Source organism: Flavonifractor sp. An82, assembly GCF_002159265.1.
Classification (GTDB): Bacteria; Bacillota; Clostridia; order Oscillospirales; family Oscillospiraceae; genus Flavonifractor.
This window is the reverse complement of the sequence record NZ_NFHG01000028.1, coordinates 1-20643: the sequence shown is the minus strand read 5'-3', so window position 1 is coordinate 20643 and position 20643 is coordinate 1. Positions and strand designations below refer to the sequence as shown.

20 protein-coding genes and 3 pseudogenes are annotated in these 20643 nt (G+C 56.0%); 10 read left to right on the top strand and 13 right to left on the bottom strand.

The window, feature by feature from the left end; all coding sequences use genetic code 11:
* The first annotated feature begins 1 nt into the window (after window position 1).
* Complete coding sequence (locus B5G34_RS19320; protein ID WP_204245979.1) at window positions 2-628, top strand: hypothetical protein; 627 nt, start codon at window positions 2-4, stop codon at window positions 626-628.
* A gap of 723 nt (window positions 629-1351) precedes the next feature.
* On the opposite strand, the gene B5G34_RS16855 is transcribed toward B5G34_RS19320, so the two are convergent.
* The 9 genes from B5G34_RS16855 to buk all read right to left on the bottom strand — a co-directional run bounded on the left by B5G34_RS16855 (window position 1352) and on the right by buk (window position 11997).
* On the bottom strand, window positions 1352-2641 hold the full coding sequence (locus tag B5G34_RS16855; protein WP_087327843.1) for an MFS transporter: 1290 nt from the start codon (window positions 2639-2641) through the stop codon (window positions 1352-1354).
* 65 nt (window positions 2642-2706) lie between these two features.
* On the bottom strand, window positions 2707-3717 hold the full coding sequence (locus tag B5G34_RS16850) for a phosphate acyltransferase (RefSeq protein ID WP_087327840.1): 1011 nt from the start codon (window positions 3715-3717) through the stop codon (window positions 2707-2709).
* Window positions 3718-3719: 2 nt separating this feature from the next.
* Window positions 3720-4793, bottom strand: coding sequence for a phosphopantetheine-binding protein (locus tag B5G34_RS16845; protein WP_070103852.1), 1074 nt, complete (start codon window positions 4791-4793; stop codon window positions 3720-3722).
* A 19-nt stretch (window positions 4794-4812) separates the two neighbouring features.
* Window positions 4813-6111 (bottom strand): thiolase family protein, encoded by a 1299-nt coding sequence (locus B5G34_RS16840; protein ID WP_087327837.1) that lies wholly within the window; start codon window positions 6109-6111, stop codon window positions 4813-4815.
* 109 nt (window positions 6112-6220) lie between these two features.
* Entirely contained in the window at window positions 6221-7972 is a 1752-nt protein-coding gene (locus B5G34_RS16835) for an NADH-dependent [FeFe] hydrogenase, group A6 (RefSeq protein WP_087340254.1), read from the bottom strand.
* Between the two features lie 14 nt (window positions 7973-7986).
* Window positions 7987-9738 carry an FAD-binding protein gene (locus tag B5G34_RS16830; protein ID WP_087340252.1) on the bottom strand — a complete coding sequence of 584 codons (1752 nt, stop codon included), beginning with the start codon at window positions 9736-9738 and terminating at the stop codon, window positions 7987-7989.
* The gene (locus tag B5G34_RS16825) at window positions 9738-10025 is read right to left on the bottom strand and encodes a hypothetical protein (protein ID WP_087327828.1); all 288 of its coding nucleotides are present in this window, start codon (window positions 10023-10025) and stop codon (window positions 9738-9740) included. Before B5G34_RS16825 ends, B5G34_RS16830 begins: the two co-directional genes overlap by 1 nt.
* 60 nt (window positions 10026-10085) lie before the next feature.
* Window positions 10086-10826, bottom strand: coding sequence for an acyl-ACP thioesterase domain-containing protein (locus tag B5G34_RS16820; protein WP_140397289.1), 741 nt, complete (start codon window positions 10824-10826; stop codon window positions 10086-10088).
* A gap of 58 nt (window positions 10827-10884) precedes the next feature.
* A complete protein-coding gene (gene buk / locus B5G34_RS16815; protein ID WP_087327821.1) occupies window positions 10885-11997 on the bottom strand; it encodes a butyrate kinase in 1113 nt (370 codons plus the stop codon).
* A 234-nt stretch (window positions 11998-12231) separates the two neighbouring features.
* Between buk and B5G34_RS16810 the strand changes: the two genes are divergently transcribed.
* Complete coding sequence (locus tag B5G34_RS16810) at window positions 12232-13785, top strand: helix-turn-helix domain-containing protein (RefSeq protein WP_087327818.1); 1554 nt, start codon at window positions 12232-12234, stop codon at window positions 13783-13785.
* Window positions 13786-13817: 32 nt separating this feature from the next.
* The gene (gene acpS / locus B5G34_RS16805) at window positions 13818-14198 is read left to right on the top strand and encodes a holo-ACP synthase (RefSeq protein WP_158099467.1); all 381 of its coding nucleotides are present in this window, start codon (window positions 13818-13820) and stop codon (window positions 14196-14198) included.
* 178 nt (window positions 14199-14376) lie between these two features.
* Here acpS and B5G34_RS16800 read toward each other — a convergent pair whose 3' ends face one another.
* The 4 genes and pseudogenes from B5G34_RS16800 to B5G34_RS18985 all read right to left on the bottom strand — a co-directional run bounded on the left by B5G34_RS16800 (window position 14377) and on the right by B5G34_RS18985 (window position 17462).
* Window positions 14377-15114 carry a TraX family protein gene (locus tag B5G34_RS16800; RefSeq protein ID WP_162609518.1) on the bottom strand — a complete coding sequence of 246 codons (738 nt, stop codon included), beginning with the start codon at window positions 15112-15114 and terminating at the stop codon, window positions 14377-14379.
* A 208-nt stretch (window positions 15115-15322) separates the two neighbouring features.
* Window positions 15323-16392 (bottom strand): annotated as a pseudogene (locus B5G34_RS16795) (type I restriction endonuclease); the annotation flags it as partial.
* Window positions 16393-16395: 3 nt separating this feature from the next.
* A pseudogene (locus B5G34_RS16790) lies at window positions 16396-16572 on the bottom strand (restriction endonuclease subunit S); the annotation flags it as partial.
* Between the two features lie 194 nt (window positions 16573-16766).
* The gene (locus B5G34_RS18985) at window positions 16767-17462 is read right to left on the bottom strand and encodes a DDE-type integrase/transposase/recombinase (RefSeq protein ID WP_140397288.1); all 696 of its coding nucleotides are present in this window, start codon (window positions 17460-17462) and stop codon (window positions 16767-16769) included.
* Between the two features lie 100 nt (window positions 17463-17562).
* Here B5G34_RS18985 and B5G34_RS16780 point away from each other — a divergent pair, with 100 nt between their 5' ends.
* The 7 genes and pseudogenes from B5G34_RS16780 to B5G34_RS16750 form a co-directional block, all read left to right on the top strand.
* Window positions 17563-18093 (top strand): sulfotransferase, encoded by a 531-nt coding sequence (locus B5G34_RS16780; protein WP_087340247.1) that lies wholly within the window; start codon window positions 17563-17565, stop codon window positions 18091-18093.
* Window positions 18094-18273: 180 nt separating this feature from the next.
* Window positions 18274-18609 (top strand): hypothetical protein, encoded by a 336-nt coding sequence (locus B5G34_RS16775; RefSeq protein WP_140397287.1) that lies wholly within the window; start codon window positions 18274-18276, stop codon window positions 18607-18609.
* Between the two features lie 78 nt (window positions 18610-18687).
* Window positions 18688-19014 carry a nucleotidyltransferase domain-containing protein gene (locus B5G34_RS16770; RefSeq protein WP_087340243.1) on the top strand — a complete coding sequence of 109 codons (327 nt, stop codon included), beginning with the start codon at window positions 18688-18690 and terminating at the stop codon, window positions 19012-19014.
* Complete coding sequence (locus B5G34_RS16765; protein ID WP_087340241.1) at window positions 19001-19363, top strand: HepT-like ribonuclease domain-containing protein; 363 nt, start codon at window positions 19001-19003, stop codon at window positions 19361-19363. The genes B5G34_RS16770 and B5G34_RS16765 overlap by 14 nt, the downstream gene beginning before the upstream one ends.
* Before the next feature lie 165 nt (window positions 19364-19528).
* Window positions 19529-19876, top strand: a complete 348-nt coding sequence (locus B5G34_RS16760) for a DUF3846 domain-containing protein (RefSeq protein ID WP_087340239.1) — start codon at window positions 19529-19531, stop codon at window positions 19874-19876.
* The gene (locus tag B5G34_RS16755; protein ID WP_087340237.1) at window positions 19869-20126 is read left to right on the top strand and encodes a DUF6809 family protein; all 258 of its coding nucleotides are present in this window, start codon (window positions 19869-19871) and stop codon (window positions 20124-20126) included. The genes B5G34_RS16760 and B5G34_RS16755 overlap by 8 nt, the downstream gene beginning before the upstream one ends.
* A 72-nt stretch (window positions 20127-20198) precedes the next feature.
* Window positions 20199-20643: pseudogene (locus B5G34_RS16750) on the top strand (hypothetical protein); the annotation flags it as partial.

Genomic DNA, 20643 nt, shown 5'->3' with positions numbered 1-20643 from the left:
CATGGTGGACAGCAACCTTCAGCGGGAGCAGGTCTTACCATCAGAAAAAGCGTTTGCCTACAAAATGAAGCTGGATGCCATGAAGCGACAGGGAGAATGCACAGATTTAACTTTTGGCCCAGTGGGCCAAAAGTCTGCTACTATCAATTCCAGAAACGATTTAGCCGCGGAAGCCCCCGATAGTTCCAGGCAAATCCACCGCTATATCCGCCTAATAAACCTGATTCCCCTAATTTTGAGCATGGTTGACAATACTGTGCTGAAAGAAACGGGCAAGCCGCAAATGGCCCTGCGCCCCGCCGTGGAGCTGTCCTATCTGCCAGAAAGTGAGCAGACCGCCTTGCTGGAGGTTATGGAGGGCGAGGACCGCACTCCGTCCCATGCCCAGGCCATCAAAATACGGAGCTTTTCAGAGCAAGGCAAGTTAAACCCGGATGTGATCCTGTCCATCATGCAGGAGGAAAAGCCAAATCAGGTGGAGCAATTCAAAATGCCCAAGGACCGGCTCTGGAGTGTTATCATAAAAGTTGAGTCCCGGAACGCAAGGAAAGATGGTAAAATAGAGAAAGCTGAGGAGGGCTCAACATGGGAAAGAGGTACACTGCGGAGGAGCGAGCAGAGGCATTGAAGCTGGCGGACGAGATCGGCGGGGCGGCAGCGGCCCGGCGTCTTGGGATCCACAGAGCAACCCTTTTTCCCAGATTCAATGCGGCCATAAAAACTTCTGTCAATATTCAGCGTTCGTGCATTTTTTCTTGTGTGCATCCTTTTTGAATGCAGAGTTGGCGAATACGCTTCCCACTTTCAGTTATGTCATAGCTCATATGTATAGTCTCCAATCTCAGAATTTTGGAGGATCTGAGGTTGGAGATCGTGGCAAAAAGGCTGTGGGGTCTGCGCTGGCCAACCTGCACATGGTTACCAGCTTCAGACCTCTTAGGTGGAACTCTGAGGCTGGTGATCATGGGTATTTGGCGATATAGGGCTGCCACACTGTGGTGTCGTCCCAGCTGCACAATTTTTCGACATGAACCATCAAAACTCGACAAAAACAGAAATCCGATGTTTCACAGAAACATCGGATTTCAAGAAAGGAACAGACGTATAATGTTTTTTCGCAGAGCAACCTGCGTTTTGGATGCACGTATACCAGCAGCACCATATATTTTTTCTCTTTTCATTGCTATATTTTTCTTGTATTAATCATAGCATTGGATGCTGAGCTGCCGGCCAGACCACATGGTATTGATTTTCTGGTTAATCGGAAACTGCTGTGCTCGATAAAAGGGTGCCCTCCCGTATAAAGAGCATACGGGGGGCTAAGAGAGGAGAACAGGATTGGTCAATCAATTCAATCCTGCCGGCCCTTACATTGATTGGTGACACACAGCAGCAGGATCAATCCCAGCACATCCACCCCGATAAATACAGCATAGGGCAGTGTGTAGTCACCATTGGAAATTGTGAGCAGAACAGCCATCAAGGCGAAAGCAGCCTTTTGCAGCAGAGAGGCAATGGGAGATACCAAACTGTTGGCAGCTTGAAAATCATGCCGGCCATACACGGAAATGACCAGAGAAGGCATCAGATTCAGCAGGCCGCCGATGCCAAAGCCCACAAAGAGAACGGCAATATAGATGAGGATCTCCACCTGTGCAAAAATCAGCAACAGTAGGGCGGCGATATAAGACAGGGAGTAGACACAAGAAGCGGGCTTGGTCCCCACCTTCTGGTCCAACCAACCCCAAAAATAGGAGCCGACCAGCCCAATCAACGCGGCTACGGTGAGCATGAGCATAGCCTTGCCTTGGGCCGCTTCAGCTCCCATAGCGGGAGCCCACACGCTGATCATCCGGGGCACAAACTGGGACACGATCCCTACAGTGACCATCCACAGGAGACCAAAGCCGACGGCAATGAGCCACATATCCTTATCCCGCAGCAGACGTCCCACAGTGAAGCTGCTCTTGTAGGACTTCATCTCGTTGAGTTGAGCAGACAGCTGTTCGCCGCCTTCTTTGATGTTATCGGGATAGACTCCTACCTCCTCCGGATAATCCTTTACCCAGAAGAAGGTGATGATTCCCATCAGCATCACCACGATACCCACGCCCGCAGAAGTCATTGGCAGACCGATGGCACCGTACAGGGTGCTCAACAGGGCTACAAAGGTGGCTGTGGCCAAAGGCGCGCCCATGGTGGCCCAGCCCAGCGCAATGCCTTTCTTGCGGGGAAACCAGTTGCCCATCAGGGTGGCGGTAGAAATGAGTCCGAAAGCGTTGGCCACAAAGCACAGCGCAGTGAGTACGATCAAATATAAAACGGGGGTGCTGGCAAAACCAAAGATGATATACAGGATACCGGCGATAATCAATGATATGCCGGACATCAGGCGGACACCTGTTTTCATGCAGATGTGGCCAAATACCACACCGCCCAATACACCAATGACACCGGCAGGGGTGGCCAAACCCAGAAGCAGGTTTCGGTCCATTCCATACATACCCGCAAACACATCCGGGTAAAGGTTCATGCTGTCTACACAGAGTCCTGCGTAAATATAGTAGAGCAGGAGTGTGTAGATGATCATGCTCCAGCCCCATTTGCCGAAGCGGTTGTTGGTCAACTGCTTACTGTCCATAGTGAAGTTCCTCCCTTGTCAAGATATCCAGACGGTCCTTTCTAAATTGGCGCTACACTGCGTTATTACGATTGCTGATCCGCCGCAAGCACACTGAGCAGCGCAATGTTGTTGTAGAGAGTCACATCAGTATCGCTCCGGGAGCAATCCAAGATTGGAAGGCGGAACCCCTGATATAGAGGCCCGTACTGCTTCACGCCTTTCGCAAAGCGAAGCACCAGCTTCGAGCCGATATTGCAGGCTGCCGCATCTGGGAAAATGAGCACATTGGCCCTGCCGGCAACCTCGCTGGGGCGTTTCACCTTCTTTGCCCCGACGCGTTCGTCAATGGCGGCATCCGTCTGGAATTCTCCGTCGATCTTGAGATCCGGGCGCAGCTTTTGCGCCAAAGCCAGCGCATCGCGGATCTTCTTGACAGGTTCACTGGAACCGCCGCTGCCGTCGGTGGAGTAGGAGAGGAACGCGCACCGGGGTTCGACGCCCGTAATTGCGCGGAACGTCTCACAGGAAGCAATGGCGATGCTGGCGTGCTGCTCCACCGTAGGAGAAATGCAGACCGCGCCGTCGGACATACCGAAGCAGGTACCCTGCTGGCCGCCGAAGTCCTCCGCCTCCACGATCAGCATGCCGGACGCGGTGGGGACTCCGGGCTTCAGGCCGATGGTGCTGTTGGCCGCCATGATGAACTCATAGGTGGTGGCGTTCACCCCGGCCAGCGTGCCGTCCGCGTCGCCCACGGCCTCGATCACCAGAGCCAGGTACAGGGGGCTGGTGATCCGTTTGGCAATGAAGCTCTTGGGCATCACTTTCTCCGGCAGGGCGGCATAGCGATCCAGAAGGGCGCTGACAAAGGTCTCGTCCCCCGGGTCAGCAATGGGGATGCCGGCGATGTCCAGGCCCAGCTCGTCCGCCCGCGCCTGTACCTCGGCGGCGGGGCCCACCAGGAGGATATTGGCGATCCCGTCGTGATGGGCCTTTACAGCGGCCTTCATCATGTAGTCGTTGTCGTACTCAGGAATGGCTATGGTTTTTACATCGGCCTTCGCCTTTTCATAAATCGAATCAATAAAGCTCATGCTCAAAGCCTCTCTTTCACCTTGGCGACGAACTCGCCGATGGTATTCAGCAGGCTGGCCTCCTGGATCTCGATGGTGACCTGGAGCCTCTCCTCGATCTCAGAGATCATCACGATCATCTTCATGGACTCGTTGGAGAGGTCCTCACGGATGTCCGTGTCCAGAGAGATAGTCTCCTTGTCCACGCCGTAGGCCTCGGCCGCGCATTCGATAACGGTCTGGCCCACCGGGTCGTCCACGGGGGCGGCGGCGCGTTTCGCGGCGCTTTCCTTGGCCTGGGGTGCGTTCGGCGTCCCCGCGGGCTGAGGATCGACAGTGATGCCCTTCCGCTCCTTTACCGTGGCGACGAACTCGCCGACGGTGTTGAGCAGGCTGGCCTCCTGGATCTCGATGGTGACCTGAAGCCGCTCCTCAATCTCGGAGATCATCACGATCATCTTCATGGACTCGTTGGAGAGGTCCTCGCGGATGTCGGTGTCCAGGGTGATGGCCGCTTTGTCTACGCCGTAGGCCTCCGCCGCGCAGCTGATGACGGTCTGGGCGATCTCATCGTCCGCGCCGGCGGGTCCAGCTGGGACTGGGACCGCCGCGGGGGCGGACTCCTCGGCCTTCTTCGCGGGCTTCAACTCGGGGATCTTCTTGAACTCGCTCTCCCCGTCGATCTCCCACACCACGACCTTGACATCCTCGTCCTGGATGATCAGCGGCTTGACCGCCACGGGCTTTTCGCTGATCGCCTTGTCGAACTCCGCGTATTTGTCGTAATCCACATGCAGAAGGCTGGTGTTAAAGGGGTCGGCGCCGGGGATCTCCACTTCGACGGCGAAGTAGTCGCCGTGCTGATTGCGGAAATCAGGGTCGCCGAAAGCACCCTTGGTGGGCAGGGCCTGCTTGACCACGCCCCGCACATTGGTCAGATCCACCCACTCGGTGTCCAGACCGCCGCAGGCGTTGCAGCAGAGGAACGGGGGAAACTCGATGTGTCCGCACCGCAGGCATTTGCGGCCCAATATCGTGCCCTCTTCCAGTGCGTCATAAAAGGTCTTTACGATGGGCTTCAAATCATACTTTGTCATGACAGCGTTTCCTCCCATCTCACTTTTTCTCCAACATGATATTCAGCAGGTTCTGCGCGCCGCCGAAGCCGCGGAGCATGGTGCGCTTCACCTCGTGCTTCACCTGGGTGGCCCCGGCGTCGCCGCGCATCTGGTGCACGGCCTCGTAGAGATCGTGCAGACCGGAGGCGCCCGCCGCGTGGCCGTAATGGCAGCGCCCGCCGTTGGAGTTCACCGGGCGGTCCCCGTCAAAGGCGATACGGCCATCCCGGACATACTGCCAGCCCTCTCCCTTGGGCAGATACTCGCAGATCTCGGCGGCCAGCATCTGGGACTGGTTATAGAAATCGTTGGTCAGGAATAGATCCATATCCGCGCCGGTCAGGCCGGTCAGCTCTTTCATCTGGCGGTAGGCGTTCGTGGTGGCCTGCATCTCCAGCCTCGGGTTGCTGTTCTCCAGACAGGAGTGGCCCACGCCCAGCACCTCGATGGGATGGTCTGTGTACTGGTAAGCCTTCTCCGTCGGGCAGACGATTACGGCGGCAGCGCCGTCGCATCGCTGCTCAAAGTGAGCACCCCGCATATACTTGCCGATCAGTGGGTTGAACTTGGAGTGGAGGTACTCATAAGCGGAGTCCATGCCCGCCTCGGCGGCCAGCTCGTCGTAGGTTTTGCTGGTGATGGCGGACAGGGGATTCAGCGCGGCGGCCCGGCGGCTGTGAATGGACAGCGCCGTCATAAAGGCGTCCACGTCCTCGGGGCTGATATTGTTCTCTTTGACGTAATAGTCCAGCCAGGACTCGGAGTTGAAGGGAAGGGCGCCGCGGGTGAACAGGGTATAATCCCGGGGCAGGGTGGAGCACAGCGTCTCATGGAAGATGGCGTCGGTGCCGAAGCGGCGCTTGGTGAGCACGCGGGTGGGATAGGCGATGGAGTAGGGCATCTCGATGCAACCGCTCAGCACCATGTCATACTGCCCGGAGGCCACTAACTGCACCGCGGTCTCCAGAGCCACATAGCCCGTGGCGCAGGCTTCGCTGTGGTGGTAGGAACCCTTGGCCTTCATACCGATCCAGTTGGCAACGTGCATATTGGGGGTGGCGTAGTTGCTGGTCCAGCCGGGGCCGGCCTGACCGTGGATGTAGAACTCCACGTCGCTGCCGTCGATCCCGGCGTCCTTCATGGCGTCCCGGGCGGCGTAGCCAAAGAGTTCCGGTTCACACAGGCCGTCTACGGCGGGGTCGTCCAGGACGCGCACAAATGGAGTGGCGCCCACGCCGATGATGGATACGCTTCTGGAATAGGGCTTCAGTTTCGGGACGTTATCGTTGAAACTCATTTCGTTTCTAGCCTCCTGTCTGATAGAATTGATTGGTTGGAAGTTAATGGATCCATGCGGCAAGTCGGATCGCCGCATGGTTCCATTGAGTTTTCCGGCCTTGCCTGATTTACCGCATGATGTAGCTGGTGTGCAGCAGCTTGTGGGCCTTCTCGCTGCCGGGCTTTCCAAGGTAGTCCGCGTAGATCTTGTTCAGCTCCGGGTTCTCATGGGACTTGCGCAGGACGCTCTGGTCGTCGTTGAGATAGAGCGCGGCTGCCCGCACTGCGGGGACATCCTGCAGTGCCTGTACCACCGCCGGTTGGTGAGGCTGTCCGCCGCCGTTGACGCAGCCGCCGGGGCAGGCCATGATCTCCACGAACTGATAGTCCGCCTCACCGGTCTTGATACGGGTCAGCAGGGCGTTGGCGTTGGCCAGACCGGAGACCACAGCCACCTTGACCTGGGTGCCGTTGAGGTCGTAAGAGGCTTCCTTGATGCCGTTCATGCCGCGCACGTCGGTGAACTCCAGGTTCTCCAGAGGCTTCCCGGTGAGCTTTTCCACAGCGGTGCGCAGAGCGGCCTCCATCACGCCGCCTGTAGCGCCGAAAATAACTCCGGCTCCGGTTCCCTCTCCCAGCGGCTCATCAAAGCGCTCCGAGGGCGAGATCGCCTCCAGCTGGATCTCAGCGTCCTTGAGCATTTTTCCAAGCTCGTTGGTGGTGATGACGTAGTCCACGTCCGGCACGCCCGCGCCGCACTCATCGGGACGGGTGATCTCGAACTTCTTTGCGGTACAGGGCATGACGCTGACGGTGATGATCTTCTCCTTGGGTATGTTCATCCTCTCCGCATACCAAGACTTGATGATGGCGCCAAACATGGTATGGGGGGATTTGCAGGTGGAGAGATTGTCCAGCATATCCGGGTAGAAGTGCTCCGCGTACTTTACCCAGCCGGGGCAGCAGGAGGTCAGCATCGGCAGCACGCCATGGTTCTCAATCCGCTGAATCAGTTCATTGGCCTCCTCGATGATGGTCAGGTCGGCGCCAACCTTGGTGTCAAACACCTTGTCAAAGCCCAGCCGCCGCAGCGCACCGGCGATACGGCCCTCGGTGTCCACACCTAGGGGGAACTCGAAGGTCTCACCCAGAGCGGCCCGGACAGCGGGCGCCACCTGGACAACCACGAACTTTTCAGGATCGGCGATGGCCTCCTTCACCTGCTCCCACTGGGGCTTCTCAGTGAGGGCGCCCACTGGGCACACGGCCACACACTGGCCGCAGTTGACACAGCTGGCGGCGGCCAGGCCCTTGGGGGAGGCGGGGGCGATGGTCTTGTCCAGCCCCTCGCCGGTGGCGCAGATGGCGGACACCGCCTGAACCTTGGCGCAGACGTTGATACACCGTCCGCAGCGGATGCACTTGTTGTTGTCCCGCACCAGCACCACCGAGGAGTTGTCAGGCAGCTCGATCTTCTCCATGGGCAGGTCCGCCTCATCGGTGAAGCCGTACTCGTGAAGCAGTTCCTGGAGCTCACAGCTGGTGGAGCGGGCGCAGTAGATGCAGCTCTTTTTGTGAATGGCCAAGATCTTCGCCAGGGCCTCTCTGCGGGCCGCCATCACCGCGTCGCTGCGGGTCTGGATCTCCATGCCCTCGCAGACGCGGGTGGTGGAGGCGTTTACCAGCTTGCCATCCGCCTCTACGACGCAGACGCCGGAGTCATCCACATCCTTGACGCCCTTCAGATAGTAGAGCGTGGGAATGGGCTGCCGCAGATACTCCCGTTGGAACTTCAGCGTCTCAAGGGACGCGTCCAAGATTGTGATCCCACGCTTCATGGTATAGTCATAGCCGTTGATTTTGATATTGACTGTGTTCATTCCCGCACCCCTCCTTATTTGTAGTATTCTTCCACATGGCCTTCAGGGATCTGGTACCCCTCCGGGCGGATGGGATATCTCCACATGGGGATGTCCTCCGTGAACAGCTCCATCTCGCCGTCCTTGCCCTGACGGATATTGATCCACTTCAGCCAGTTTTCGTTATCCGTCTCGGGATAGTCCGTCCGGTAGTGGGGATACATGATGCCGCGGCTCTCCTTGCGCATATCCGCGGAGCGGAAGATCATTTCCAAGCACAGGATGGTGTCCGCCGCCTCCAAGCACTTGGAGAGCGTGTGGGGGTCGTCCGCCGTGAGCTGGGGGATCAGCTTTTTCATCTCCGCAATGTCCTGATAAACCTTATGGATCTCAGCCTCGCTTTTCAGGACACACTTGTTGACATCGAAGATATAGCGCTCGATCATATCATAGATCTCCTTCGGCTGCCGCCCGTTGGGACGGTTCAGCGGAGCGTAAATCTTTTCCTTCAGTGCGGCCACCTGCGCAAGGTCAAGTTCATCCCAGTCCGCGGCCGCCGCATAGGGAGCGATGCTGTCGCCGGCCATCATGCCGGTAGTGGCGGCGTTGCCCAAGCCGTCGCCCCGGGTCCAGCCGAAGTAAGCGTTGCCTTGGGTGGAGACCTTGCCGGGGGCCCACAGGCCCTCCACATCTGTCTTGATGTCGGTATCCACTTTGATTGGCTCCACTTGGATGACCGTTTTGATGGTGGCCTCCGGTTTCGTGCCCACATCGCCGATGTTTTTCGCCGTCTTGGTGAACACCAAATGCTCCCACGCCATCTTGTCGCGCAGCATACGCTGGGTGGACTCGTCCATGTCCGTGCCGCCGATCATCATACGGACCTCGTCAGGCTTCTCCAGATCCACCCACAGCGGCCCATTGCCCGCCGCAATCTCCTGCACCATGGCGTTGACCAAGGTGGGGGTCACCTCCCACTCGATGTGGCCGATATATTTCTGGGTCAGGTTCTCCCCGTGCTTGTTGCAGATCATGTTAAAACCGCCATAGATGGGCGTGTTGGTCTTTTTGAATACCACGTCCACTTGGGTGGAGAACTCCACGTTCCGCATCACCGCGCCGACGCGGTACATGGCGCCTACGCCGGTGCCGTATCCCATAAACTCCAAACCGATCTTCTTGAAATGGCAGCCCTGCGTGGCCATAGCTACCGCCTTCGCGTGGAAGATCTTGCATTCGCCGTGGTCCATATCAAAGCCGATGGCGCCGATGACCTTGCCAGTTTTGCTGGTCAGCAGTTCAAAAATGTTGACACGGCTCATCAAGCGGATACCCAGCTTCAGGGCAAAGGACCGGAGCTGAGCGTTGACGTTGATGGAGATGCCCGCCATATCCAGTGCGTCAGGGATAAACGGCAGCGGCGTGGCGTTGCCCTGCTCATCGCAGGAGAGCTGGACGCCGCAGTGCTTCATGTAGTCAATGTTGTCCCGATGAACCTCTAAGTACCGCTTGAGGAATTCCTGATCGTTCAAAAACGGGGTGTGGGCGTTCACCAGATAACCCAAGGCGTTCATCACGCCGTCCGGATGCTTTGAGGTGGCTCGGATCCCGTTGCCGGCTTTTGTGGATTGCCCGTTCCAGCCGATGACGCCCTTGTCGATCACCAGAATATCCAGCTCCGGGTTCTTTTCCTTGGCTCGGATGGCAGTGGTCAGGCCGGCCATGCTGCCGCCGACAACCAAGATATCCGCAGTAAACAGTTCACCGTAATCCTTCACATCTGCCATTACTGTTCCGCCTCCTTTTTTTTCATCAACTCCGCACTGTACTCCAGCGGATCGACCTGCAGCGTAGCGATTGCCTGAATGTCAATGACGTTGTTCAGGCAATCCATTTCACACTGATAGCACAGGACACATTCATCCGGGTACTTCGGATATGCGTGATGGTGCTCCTCGTCCCATTGCCACACGTTCTCCTGACACCTGCGGATGCACCGCCTGCACCCGCAGCAGCGGTCTGTATCCACCACATACCGCACGCTCTGCTGTTGACCTCTGTTTTCTACGACCATTCTTCCTTGCCCCTCCGTTCAAAATAGTTTTGTTTGTGTTTCTCCTTCGGTGTATTTTATCTACTGTAGACGATCCCTGCCGCCGGCAGGAACGTCACAGGATTCATATTGGATCACGGCAAGAAACGAATCCACTTGGTTAACGCTCCCGCGCACATACAGGCACTGTCCCTCTACGGCGTAGCCCAGTGCCACCGTCTGGCCTTCCATCAACTCGTTGATATACTGCATCCAGATGGAGCGCGGTTCATACTGCCCATGGTGACCGCCCGCCCAAAGCTCATCGGCCCATTGCAGATAACAAGTGTTGTTCATATGCCCATTCTCGTCGATTTCATAGGCACAGACTGTCCGTACAAATCGGTTGGGCAGTTCCTCGGGGAACGCCCTGCGCAGGCTGGGGACATCTGCCTCTCCGGATATCACCACCTCCGGCAGAACCGGGATTTCTGCCGCCGTCAGCTTCCGACTGGCTCGATCCATGGGCAGAAACAACACCGCGGCACTGACCAGCGTCTCGCCCGTATCGGCGAAAAACGCGTATTTCCGAACGTGCATGGAGCATTTTTTCCGGCCCGGCCAGATCCGCACCAAAAGGTTCTCATCCAAACGGGGCAGCCGCTTGATGTGAATGGAGGTCCACCCGACGACCAAGGCGATATTCTTTTTCTCCACCGTTTCCCTGTCCCAGCCGTACGCCTCCATCTGCCGTTTTACAGCGGCCTCCATCACTTTGGCCAGCACATGGGGTGGCATCCGCCCGGACGAGTCTATGTGACAGTGGGAGACAGTGAGCTTCATCTCCAGCACACCCTCGGGACAGTGCGCCGTGAACGCGGGAAACTGTGCCCGCCCTGTCTCAGTCAAACGCAAAACCGCTCCATACCGGCTTGCCCGTGTACGTCTTGACTTCCTCCACGCCGCTCAGGACACGGATCGCCCCGGATGCCAGCGCCTCGGTCTCGAAGCTGCCCGGATAGACGTAGACGGGGGCGATCCAGCTCAGATCCTTGGTGAGCTGTTCCACCAAGACCTTGTCGTTGGCAAGGCCGCCCGTCATCAGGATGGCGTCCACCTGCCCCCGCAGGGCCCCGGCCATCATGGCGGCCCATTTGACCATCGTATATTCCATGGCATCCAGCGCCAGCTTAGCCCGCTGATCTCCGGCAGGAATCAGTTCGCTGCGGATTTTCCGTACATCGTCGGTACCGCACAGCTGCATGAGCCCGCCCCGGCGGGAGGCAATCTCGTTAATCTCCTCCGGCGTCATGCCCCTTCGGATCAGGGTCATCACATCGTCAATGCACAGATCACCGCTCCGGTTCGGGCAGATCGGACCTTGGCCGTCCCCGATGCGGGTGCTGTCCACAGCCCGCCCCTTCTCGTGGGCGGCGATGCTTGTCCCGCCGCCCATGTGCAGGATCACATAATTGCAGTCCTCATAGCGCTTCTTCATCAGTTCGCTGTGATGAATGGCCACCTGCTTCATATTCAGCGGATGGGCGTGGGAGGGCCGGTACAAATCTCGGATACCGGTCATCCGGGCCACATCGCTCAACTCGTCCGTACTCATGGGATTTACGAAGTAGGCGGGCACATTCAGCTTTGCCGCGATTTTGGCGGCAAGCACGATGCCCAGTGTGGCAGGATGATTGATGCCTTCCACGTCGTGCAGCGCGTGCTCATAGGCGAGGTCGTTGATGAGATATGTACCGCCTGTGCAGGAATGGACGCCTACGCCCCGACCGGATACGGCGTCAATGGATTCCAGTTCGACCTTTGCCTCCCGCAGCATATCCCAAATCATTTGCTCACGCTTGGGTACCTGATCCTCGAAATTCGGGCAGTCCTGAAACATCCCTTTCGGGGTGTCCACGTTCAGATCCAGCAAAATCTCGTCCCCACGGACCAGCCCGAGCTTTGTCCCCGTCGAACCGGGATTCACCGTTAGAATCGTGTAGGCGTTTTTCATCAGCATGTTCCTCCTGTTCCCCTATAAACTTCCACGAATTTTTTGTTGCGAACCAGTTCGTTTTTGAATAATATAATTATAATCGGGTTGTCCCTAAATGCCACATACATAGCTTTTGGAAAAAGCAAACCCGTTTCCTACAAACTTGTACGATGAATGTAGGCAACCGATTTGCTATAATTACAAAGATACGACAGAAAACGGCATGAGAGTTTTCCAGAGGAGGAAGGTTTCATGTGTATTACCGTCAGTTTGCTTCAGAAATTATTCGACGCCCATGATAAAACCGAGCTGTTGGGCGCCCCCCTCGGAGACGACCGCCTGACCCGCTGGGAGATCCTTCGGGAGCAGAATGTCTCTCCGCTACCGGACACGGTGTATATCAGCGACAGCTTGGAGGCGGTTAAGCGGCAGACGCAGAGCGGTTGTGGCCATCTGGTGTTCTGCACCGGCCCCGCATTTGAGAAAGCGCAGTTGCTGAACGCATGGCAGGGCTGCATTTTGTTCATCCAAACAGAACAGACAGGGCGCATCGTCCAAACCATTCGGGAACGCTTTCTCATAGAGGATCAAAAAAGCGCCATGAGCGCTGTGCTTTTGGATGCCTTGACAGGGGGCGCAAGGGTTCAGACGCTGGTGGATGCGGCCTATCCGTTCCTGCGGAACCCTCTCGTGGTTTTCGATTCCTCCTACTGGATCGCTGGCCTTACCAGACAGGCACTTCAGGCCCAAGAAATGCAGGTTACAGATCTGCTGCTTGAAAACGGGGGATTTTCCAGCGGGGATTACACGTTCGCAAATCGCGGGGCACTCCACAGCCGGGTCAAAAAGAGCAAAATTCCGATCATGGCATTCCATGAGCAGATGCAGATCAACCAGCTGCTGGTATCTGTCTGCGCCGAGAAGGATTACGGCCATATCGTGGTCAATGAGTTCGAGCACACCTTTACTGAGATGGACAGGGAGCTTCTGATGGTTCTGCGCAGCTATATCTATTTGCAAATGAAACACGATGAGCTTCTGCACCAAAATGGGAAACGGCCGTCTGAGCATTTTATCCTCGATCTGCTGGATGAGGCGGTGGTCGTGAGCGGCGCCTATCAGGCATTTATTTATCAGCTGGACCGCACCTTCCCCGGCAATATGCGCTGCCTTGTTATTTCAACAGAGCTGACGCCGGGCGCTGTCAATATGCTGCAAATACGCAATCAGCTTGAATACCTCTTTGCCAACAGCAGGATTGTCGTTTATGAGAAAAAGCTCCTCGCCTTGGTCCCGGTCATGCCCAACGGCAGGCTTTCGGAAGCATCGCTCAAATCGTTTTGCACGTTCTGTGTGAAAAATAAACTCTATGCCTCCCTCAGCAACCATTTTTCCAATATTATGGAGATCCGTTCCTACTATATTCAGGCACTGAGGGCTTTGGAAGCGGCACGGGCCATTCACGACGTGCCCGGCTGTTACCGATACGAAGATTATTATCTTGTGCATTTGAAAAATTTGTTCCTGCAAAAGGAGCCTCTGGAGGTTTTCCTCTGCCCCACACTGAAATGTCTCTCTGCACACGATCAAAAAAACAACACTGAACTGGCATATACCCTCTATATGTATTATTTGAACGACAGAAATCTAGTCCAAACGGCAAAGGCGATGAATATGCACCGTTCATCCCTCAATTATCGTTTTGAAAAAATCAACGAGCTTTTGGGAGAACTACCTGAATCTGCCACAGAACGGCAGTATTATATCCTTTCGTATCAGTTTCAAAATTCCGCGCTGGAATGTTGAGTAAACATACAGGGGAGCAGGAGGAGATGGCCATGATCAGGGGGATCGGAATTGATACGGTCGTCATCGGAGACGTCGAGGGTCTGTTAAAACGTATGAGCAAAGGCACTCTGTCCAAAGTATTTACCCAGGGAGAATTGTCCGCCGCCCAAGAAAAGGCAGGCCCGGCAGAATATCTTGCCTCCCGATTTGCTGTAAAAGAGGCTGCGTTTAAAGCAATTGCCCCAAGGCTGGCTGACAAGGGATTTGACTACCGCCGAATCGAGACGAGAAACAATGAGGACGGAAGCCCATATATCTATGTTGACAGCTTTCTCCAAGCGATATTGGACTGTGCCGAGATCACATCGCTTTTCGTTTCCATCACAACAACCGGCGGCATGGCCACTGCTTTTGTTGTTGCAGAATCGTGAGTTTATGACCTGACATTAAAATCCTTGCCATGCGTGGAAGGTACAATTTTGTGTCAAAAAGAGTCATGCCGTACCTGACCAACTCAGGTACGGCATATTTTTATATGGGAAAGGCGTGACTATATGGAATACTGTAAAGGTGCTTATATGACGAGTGTATCAAAGTTCCTCCTGTTTTCTATATGAAGCTGCCCCACAAAGCGAACAACGCCAGCATGATGGGATAGAACACATAGTACGCGTACTTGGTCCGGCCCATATCCCGGCGCTCCCCGCCGCACAGGGCCACCGGCACAAAGCCAAGGGGCGCGGTGGCGTAGATCAGGCTGACCAGTGCCCCCAGTCCATAGCTGGCCCCTTTGCGTTCCCGGAGCAAATACAGGATGGCCCAGAAGCAGCCCCCCGCCGCGAATACGGTGCCGAGCACAGTGGGGACCATGCCCTTGCCTCGGAAGTTCTTCATCAGCCACAGCATGACCAGCGCGATGAAGGCGGTCCACAGGCTGTTCTGCTCCGACCAGTTCCAAACTTGGCCGAACATGGCCAAGTCGTAGGGCACCTCGGAGATCGCTGCGAAGGCCAGCACCGTCAGGATATACCGCTGCAAATTGGAGGTATGCTCCACCCCCTGCACCAGCAGATAGGCGAAAATGGGCACGCCGACGATCCCCACCGCGGAGTCCACCGAGCCAATCCCCGCCCACAGCATGGCCTGCCCGTCGCCGGCCAGCAGTTGGTTGAACTCCTCGGCGGTGTACTGGGACACGTGGAGGATGCCGTTCTGCACCACCGCCGCGCTGAAAAAGTACAGCACCATCAAGATCGTCCCCGCCAGCTTCAGACTGTTCACAGAAATCTGGGGCGGGGACCAGTAGGCCATCCGGTCCCGCAGAGTGCGTCCGCGCTCATTCGCCATGGCGTATATCCTCCCGCTGTGCGTCCCGCCGCAGCTTCTCCAGAGCGGGCAAAGCGTTGCCGTCGTAATCGAACAGGGCCTGATTGGCCCATTCGTTGCCGCCGGGGCCGGGCTCCCCCACATAGGCACAGCCCGCCGGGGTGGCCCACTGGCTCCCCGGCACGGGCAGCCAGCAGGGCTCCCAAAGGCGGAGCTGTGCGTCCGGGCCCTCCAACTGGCGCTGGAGGACGGCGGTGTTGGCGTTGCTGTTGGCCGCCCCCTTTTCAAAGTGGTCATACTCCTTCATGGTCTGGTAATCCAGGTCCTTCCGGTCTACAACGAACAGAACTTTGTCGATGTACGGAAGCTGAGAGGCCATCTGGGCGGTCTTGAAGGAGGTCAGGGTCTTTCCGCTGCCGGTGGTGTGCCAGATGTAGCCGCCCGCCTCAACCGTGCCGCCCTTTTTGTAGCTGGACGAGACCTCGATGCGGTTCAGGATGCGCTCGGTGGCGGCGATCTGATAGGGCCGCATGACCATCAGAAGCTCCTCGGAGGTGAAGATGCAGTAGCGGGTGAGGATGCTCAGCAGGGTGTGCCGGGAGAAAAAGGTCTTGGTGAAGTCCACCAGATTGGCGATGACCTTGTTGCTGCCGTCCGCCCAGAAGGAGGTGAACTCGAAGCTGTTGCCGGTCTTTTTGCTCTTGTTCCGGGCCTCGCCCATCTCCTTGATGTGGCTGATGCGGGTGGTATTGGAGTAGTACTTGGTGTGGGTGCCGTTGGAGATGACGAAGATCTGCACATACTCATAGAGCCCGCTGGCGGCCCAGAAACTGTCCCGCTGGTACCGCTTGATCTGGTTGAATGCCTCCCGGATGGCCACGCCCCGGCGCTTGAGCTCCACATGGACCAGGGGCAGACCGTTGACCAGGATGGTCACATCATAGCGGGTATCGCGGGCGCCGCTGTCCTGCCGCAGCACCTGCACATGGTCGGCCTGGATGCGGCGGGTCTTTTCCACGATGCCGTCGTTGGCTCCGGCGATGCTGGACTTGAAGAACCGCTCCCACTCGCTGTCAGAAATTGGTAGCCATTGAGTAGCTCCAACTGGCGGCGGAGGTTGGCGATCAGCTCCTTCTCACTGTGGATGGCGAGGTATTCGTAGCCCTGGGCCTGGAGCAGACGGATGAACTCCGCCTCCAGCGCGGCCTCGCTCTGGTAGCTGTCGGAGCGCTGGCCCTTGGGGGTGTACTTGGCCACCACGGTGCTCTCGTTGGTGGCGGCAATGAGGTTGTAGGGCATGACTCACGCCCCCAGTTCCGGGAAGGAGAGCAGCTTGTCCCGGTAGTATTCGTATTGCTTCTGCCGGGCGGCGATCTCGGCGGGCAGGCCGGAGGTCAGGTCGTTGCAGAGGGCGTCGAAGCGGTCGAGGATAGAGACGATGCGGGATTGTTCTTCGAGGGATGGGACGGGAATGATAAGATTCTATGAAGGCTGACGGCCTCTGCGCGTCCTGCGTGGAGGCCGTCAGCCTTAAACATAAATAAACTTATTTCTTATAAGGGGACAATGGGGTATCAGAAGGGAAAATGAACTTCTAAAAATTTTGTTTTGAAATTTTGAAAAAAATAAGTTCCGTTTGCCTCGTTGAAAGTTGTAGTAGGGAGCTGAGAGGGTCACATCTGCCAAACCGGCTTGCCCTCATGGTCCCGCCGGATCACCACGCTCTTCATGTTGTCCGTGAGAACGGCTTTGGGCACTCCCATGTAGCGGAAAGCGTGAACCATGCCGATGAACAGGTTTTCCTGCTTGGCGTTGGGAAAGAACTCTATATACCGCTGGCCGCAGTGATGGCAAATCATTACAAAACACGCTGCTTGGTACTGCTGGCCGTTATACGAGTCCACCGTCACGAAGCCCCAGTCCATCTGGTACGCCTCGCCAGGTGCAGTGAGATACCTGCGCCCACGTTTTCCTTGAGAGGCAACAGCGTGGCGAGGTGCCGGGACAAGATGCTGGTGTGAGGCGATATAACGCTTAATCGTGGTCTGGCTGCCAGTATAGCCGTTTTCTTTCAACCTGCTTAAACACACGGCAGAATTGGTCACGCCGTTTCTCAGCAGCCCGTCCAAGAGACCCGTGTAGCCACTCAGCAAGGTTACAGGAGACTTCCGTCCCTTGGCTGCGTGCTGTGTGTCCTCGAAATTGTGCGCCTTCATACGGCGCAGTTTCTGGCGTGAGAGACCGGTACGCCGGCCCAGCTCCGCGAGGTTGACTTTCTCCAGGGAGAACATCTCTCCCTGTTCTGCCATCGTCTCTTCAATGGCTTTCGCCACCTCTGGGGTCATAGCCGCTAAATTGGGTTTCTTCATGTTTACTCCTTTCACCGAGGGTTGGCTACACCCCCAGTGTAAAGGAGTCTATGGAAATGTCGATTGGTTATTTTCAGTGGACTAAATTTGGTTGTTTTCGATGGACCTGGAGTGGTTGTTTTCGCCGGACGCTAACACTTATCCAGACTATAAGGCGATTGCAACTATTCGAGATCCTGTTACACATGCAGGAAGTGTCACGCGTTTTATGCTGGAAAGCCACCCTATGGCAAAAGATGCAAATGGAAATCATCAGCTGGATCCATTTTACTGCATGGCATTTGGGACATTTTTGCCGAAGGATTATCTGTTTGCCAATGAACACCCCCTCAAAGAGCATATAAGTGTGATCCGTTTTGAAGATTTGAAACTCAACCCAGAGGCAACTTTAGAGAGTCTTACAGACTTTCTCGACATACCGATGTGCGAAACAATGTACCAGACTACTTGGTGTGGACAGGGTCATGATGGATTGACTACAGCTGGAGTTGTGTTGCAGGGATTTGATACAAAGCCGCTATACAGTCAACATAGCAAATACCTAAGCATTTTTGACAAATATCGAATTGAAATGTTGATGTATCCCCTTATGAAGCAGTATGGCTATGAACCTATGTTTTCGGTAAAATGAAAATGTAGCAAATGGTACTCAAAAAGTGAGCACCCCAATGGCAAATAAAATGAGCCATTGTCAGCACCTGAAATAAACGCTACCCTTTAGGTGGGATAACCATAAGGGGGTAGCAGAAAGGTGTTACGAATGGCTCAAATCAAGTATATCAAAGACCTATACGAAAATGAAGAGGCAAGTTTGCGGGAAATATCCCGCATAACCGGCCACAGCTTTGAGACTGTCCGCAAGTACGCCTACCAGGAAAACTGGAGCGAGGACAATCTGCCGGATATTGAGCCACGGAGCTATCCGGTGCTGCAAGACTTCATCCCCATCATTGATAGATGGCTGGAGGAGGACCGAAAGGCCCCCAGGAAACAGCGCCATACGGTAATCCTGTGTACTATTTTAACAGGGCACTGCCACAAGCAGGAAGAAGCTGTGATGGTACACAGGCCGGTGAAAGGAGGCCATAGAACCCGGAAGGTCTGGCGGCGCTTTCACCGGCTCGATTATCGGATTTCTTCTCTCTGATCCTGCTGTGGTGTGCGGTTGTAAAAGCCAGCGTTTCCTGCTATACTAATACTGAAAAATAAGGAAGGGGGCGCGGACATGGTCTATTCTATTTCCGAGATTCAGGCCCGGATTGCGCCGGTCGCCCAAAAATACGGGCTGAAAGCGGTCTATCTTTTCGGCTCCTATGCCCGCAATGAGGCGACCGAACACAGTGATATTGATCTGCTTGTAGACACCACGGGCACCGCATTAAAGAGCCTGTTTGCCCTCGGGGCGCTGTACTGTGATTTGGAGGATGCTCTCCAGAAGAAAATCGATCTGATCACAGTCAGCTCCTTGGAACAGCCTGTTCAGATGCCTCATGAAGAGGATTTCCGGAAAGCCGTATGGAGAGAGAAGGTGCAACTCTATGCAGTCGCCTGATCGCCAGCGTTTGGCGCACATCCTGGATTACTGCGTGGAAATCGAAAAGACGATTGCCCGCTATGGGGCGGATTTTTCCGCTTTTGACCATGACGCTGATTACCAGCGGTCCATCTCGTTCTCCATTTTGCAGATTGGCGAGCTGAGCGGAAAGCTCTCCGCTGAATTCCGTACCGCCACCGCAGGCCGGATTCAATGGGGCCCGATCAAGGGGATGCGGAATCTTGTCGCCCACAGCTACGGCAGTATGAGCCGTGAGATTATTTGGGAGACAGCCATTACGGATATTCCTGTCCTAAAGCAGTTTTGCCAGGAATATCTGGCGGAGAACACCCAGCCTGATACTTGAATCAGAAGAGACCACAGGTCCCCCGGGAGTTATTTGACAGACCGCCTATGTATGATTTTGTCTGAAATCCGTCCTCCACGCAAAACCAGATATAAATTATATCTATGAAGCCCACTGGAGTATCCCACTCCAGTGGGCTATCTTTGTTTTATGGAGGAAATACGTATGAGAATCTTGCTTGTAGAGCCAGGAAAGGCGCCACGGCTAACAGAGATTGGAGACAGCCTGGAGTCTATGCAGGCCGTGGTGGGTGGAAGCATCCAGGCCGTATATCCGTTTGAGGAGCCCGTGGCGCTGGTCTGCAACGAGGAGGGGAAATGCCTGGGCCTGCCTCTCAATCGGGCGCTTCGGCTGGATACCGGAGAGATCTACGATGTGATCGCCGGCACCTTCTTCCTGTGCGCCGCGCCGCCGGACAGCGACCGCTTTACCAGCCTGACGGAGGAACAGATTGCCCGCTATGCGGAATGGTTTCGGGCCATCAAGCTCTTCCCGGAGGTGCGCCATGATTGAGCGGCTGTTGGACGGAGAACGACAGCTCGGTGGAGAAGCCTATCACAGCGCCATGGCTCAAATCCTGGAGGCGGGCGATGCTCTGATCAATCTCCTGGACAATGCGGGTAGGGAGTGGCTGGAGAAGCTGGGGGACGCCTACGGACAGCGAGAACGGGTCGTGATGGAGGCAGCTTTCCGGGAGGGCGTCCGGGTGGCCATTCTGCTGGCACTGGATCTCTTTCCGCCATCCGGATTGTCCCAAAACTAAACTACATACTATAAACTACGATGGCCTCGGGGAAAGCCCCGGGGTCTTTTTGCATTTTTAGGAGGGATCATCATGAAAGAATTGCACACCTGCGAGATCTGCGGCGCCGCTCTGCCAACCGAGCAGCTGTACCACTTCGATGGCCAGGACCTCTGCGCCCAATGCCTGGACAACAACACCTTGTTCTGCCGCCACTGCGGGGAGCGGATCTGGGATAGCGACAACGCGGGTACAGCCGACACGCCCCTGTGCCAGAACTGCTTTGACGACCACTACACCAACTGCTGCCGCTGCGGCTCGCTGATCCGGGAGAGTTCTGCTTACTATGAGGAAGGGGACGAATACGACGAGCGGCCCTACTGCCTGGACTGCTTCCATACCCTGTCCCGGGACAAGCCCATCCATGATTATTACTACAAACCGGAGCCTATCTTCCAGGGAGAAGGGCCCCGGTTTTTCGGTGTGGAGCTGGAGCTGGATCAGGGCGGCGAGGAGGCGGACAATGCCCGGGATCTGC

Coding starts and splice junctions, on each gene's coding strand:
- B5G34_RS19320 (WP_204245979.1), top strand. CDS start 2: ATGGTGGACAGCAACCTTCAGCGGGAGCAGGTCTTACCATCAGAAAAA.
- B5G34_RS16855 (WP_087327843.1), bottom strand. CDS start 2,641: ATGGACAGTAAGCAGTTGACCAACAACCGCTTCGGCAAATGGGGCTGG.
- B5G34_RS16850 (WP_087327840.1), bottom strand. CDS start 3,717: ATGAGCTTTATTGATTCGATTTATGAAAAGGCGAAGGCCGATGTAAAA.
- B5G34_RS16845 (WP_070103852.1), bottom strand. CDS start 4,793: ATGACAAAGTATGATTTGAAGCCCATCGTAAAGACCTTTTATGACGCA.
- B5G34_RS16840 (WP_087327837.1), bottom strand. CDS start 6,111: ATGAGTTTCAACGATAACGTCCCGAAACTGAAGCCCTATTCCAGAAGC.
- B5G34_RS16835 (WP_087340254.1), bottom strand. CDS start 7,972: ATGAACACAGTCAATATCAAAATCAACGGCTATGACTATACCATGAAG.
- B5G34_RS16830 (WP_087340252.1), bottom strand. CDS start 9,738: ATGGCAGATGTGAAGGATTACGGTGAACTGTTTACTGCGGATATCTTG.
- B5G34_RS16825 (WP_087327828.1), bottom strand. CDS start 10,025: ATGGTCGTAGAAAACAGAGGTCAACAGCAGAGCGTGCGGTATGTGGTG.
- B5G34_RS16820 (WP_140397289.1), bottom strand. CDS start 10,826: ATGAAGCTCACTGTCTCCCACTGTCACATAGACTCGTCCGGGCGGATG.
- buk (WP_087327821.1), bottom strand. CDS start 11,997: ATGAAAAACGCCTACACGATTCTAACGGTGAATCCCGGTTCGACGGGG.
- B5G34_RS16810 (WP_087327818.1), top strand. CDS start 12,232: ATGTGTATTACCGTCAGTTTGCTTCAGAAATTATTCGACGCCCATGAT.
- acpS (WP_158099467.1), top strand. CDS start 13,818: ATGATCAGGGGGATCGGAATTGATACGGTCGTCATCGGAGACGTCGAG.
- B5G34_RS16800 (WP_162609518.1), bottom strand. CDS start 15,114: ATGGCGAATGAGCGCGGACGCACTCTGCGGGACCGGATGGCCTACTGG.
- B5G34_RS18985 (WP_140397288.1), bottom strand. CDS start 17,462: ATGAAGAAACCCAATTTAGCGGCTATGACCCCAGAGGTGGCGAAAGCC.
- B5G34_RS16780 (WP_087340247.1), top strand. CDS start 17,563: ATGGACCTGGAGTGGTTGTTTTCGCCGGACGCTAACACTTATCCAGAC.
- B5G34_RS16770 (WP_087340243.1), top strand. CDS start 18,688: ATGGTCTATTCTATTTCCGAGATTCAGGCCCGGATTGCGCCGGTCGCC.
- B5G34_RS16765 (WP_087340241.1), top strand. CDS start 19,001: ATGCAGTCGCCTGATCGCCAGCGTTTGGCGCACATCCTGGATTACTGC.
- B5G34_RS16760 (WP_087340239.1), top strand. CDS start 19,529: ATGAGAATCTTGCTTGTAGAGCCAGGAAAGGCGCCACGGCTAACAGAG.
- B5G34_RS16755 (WP_087340237.1), top strand. CDS start 19,869: ATGATTGAGCGGCTGTTGGACGGAGAACGACAGCTCGGTGGAGAAGCC.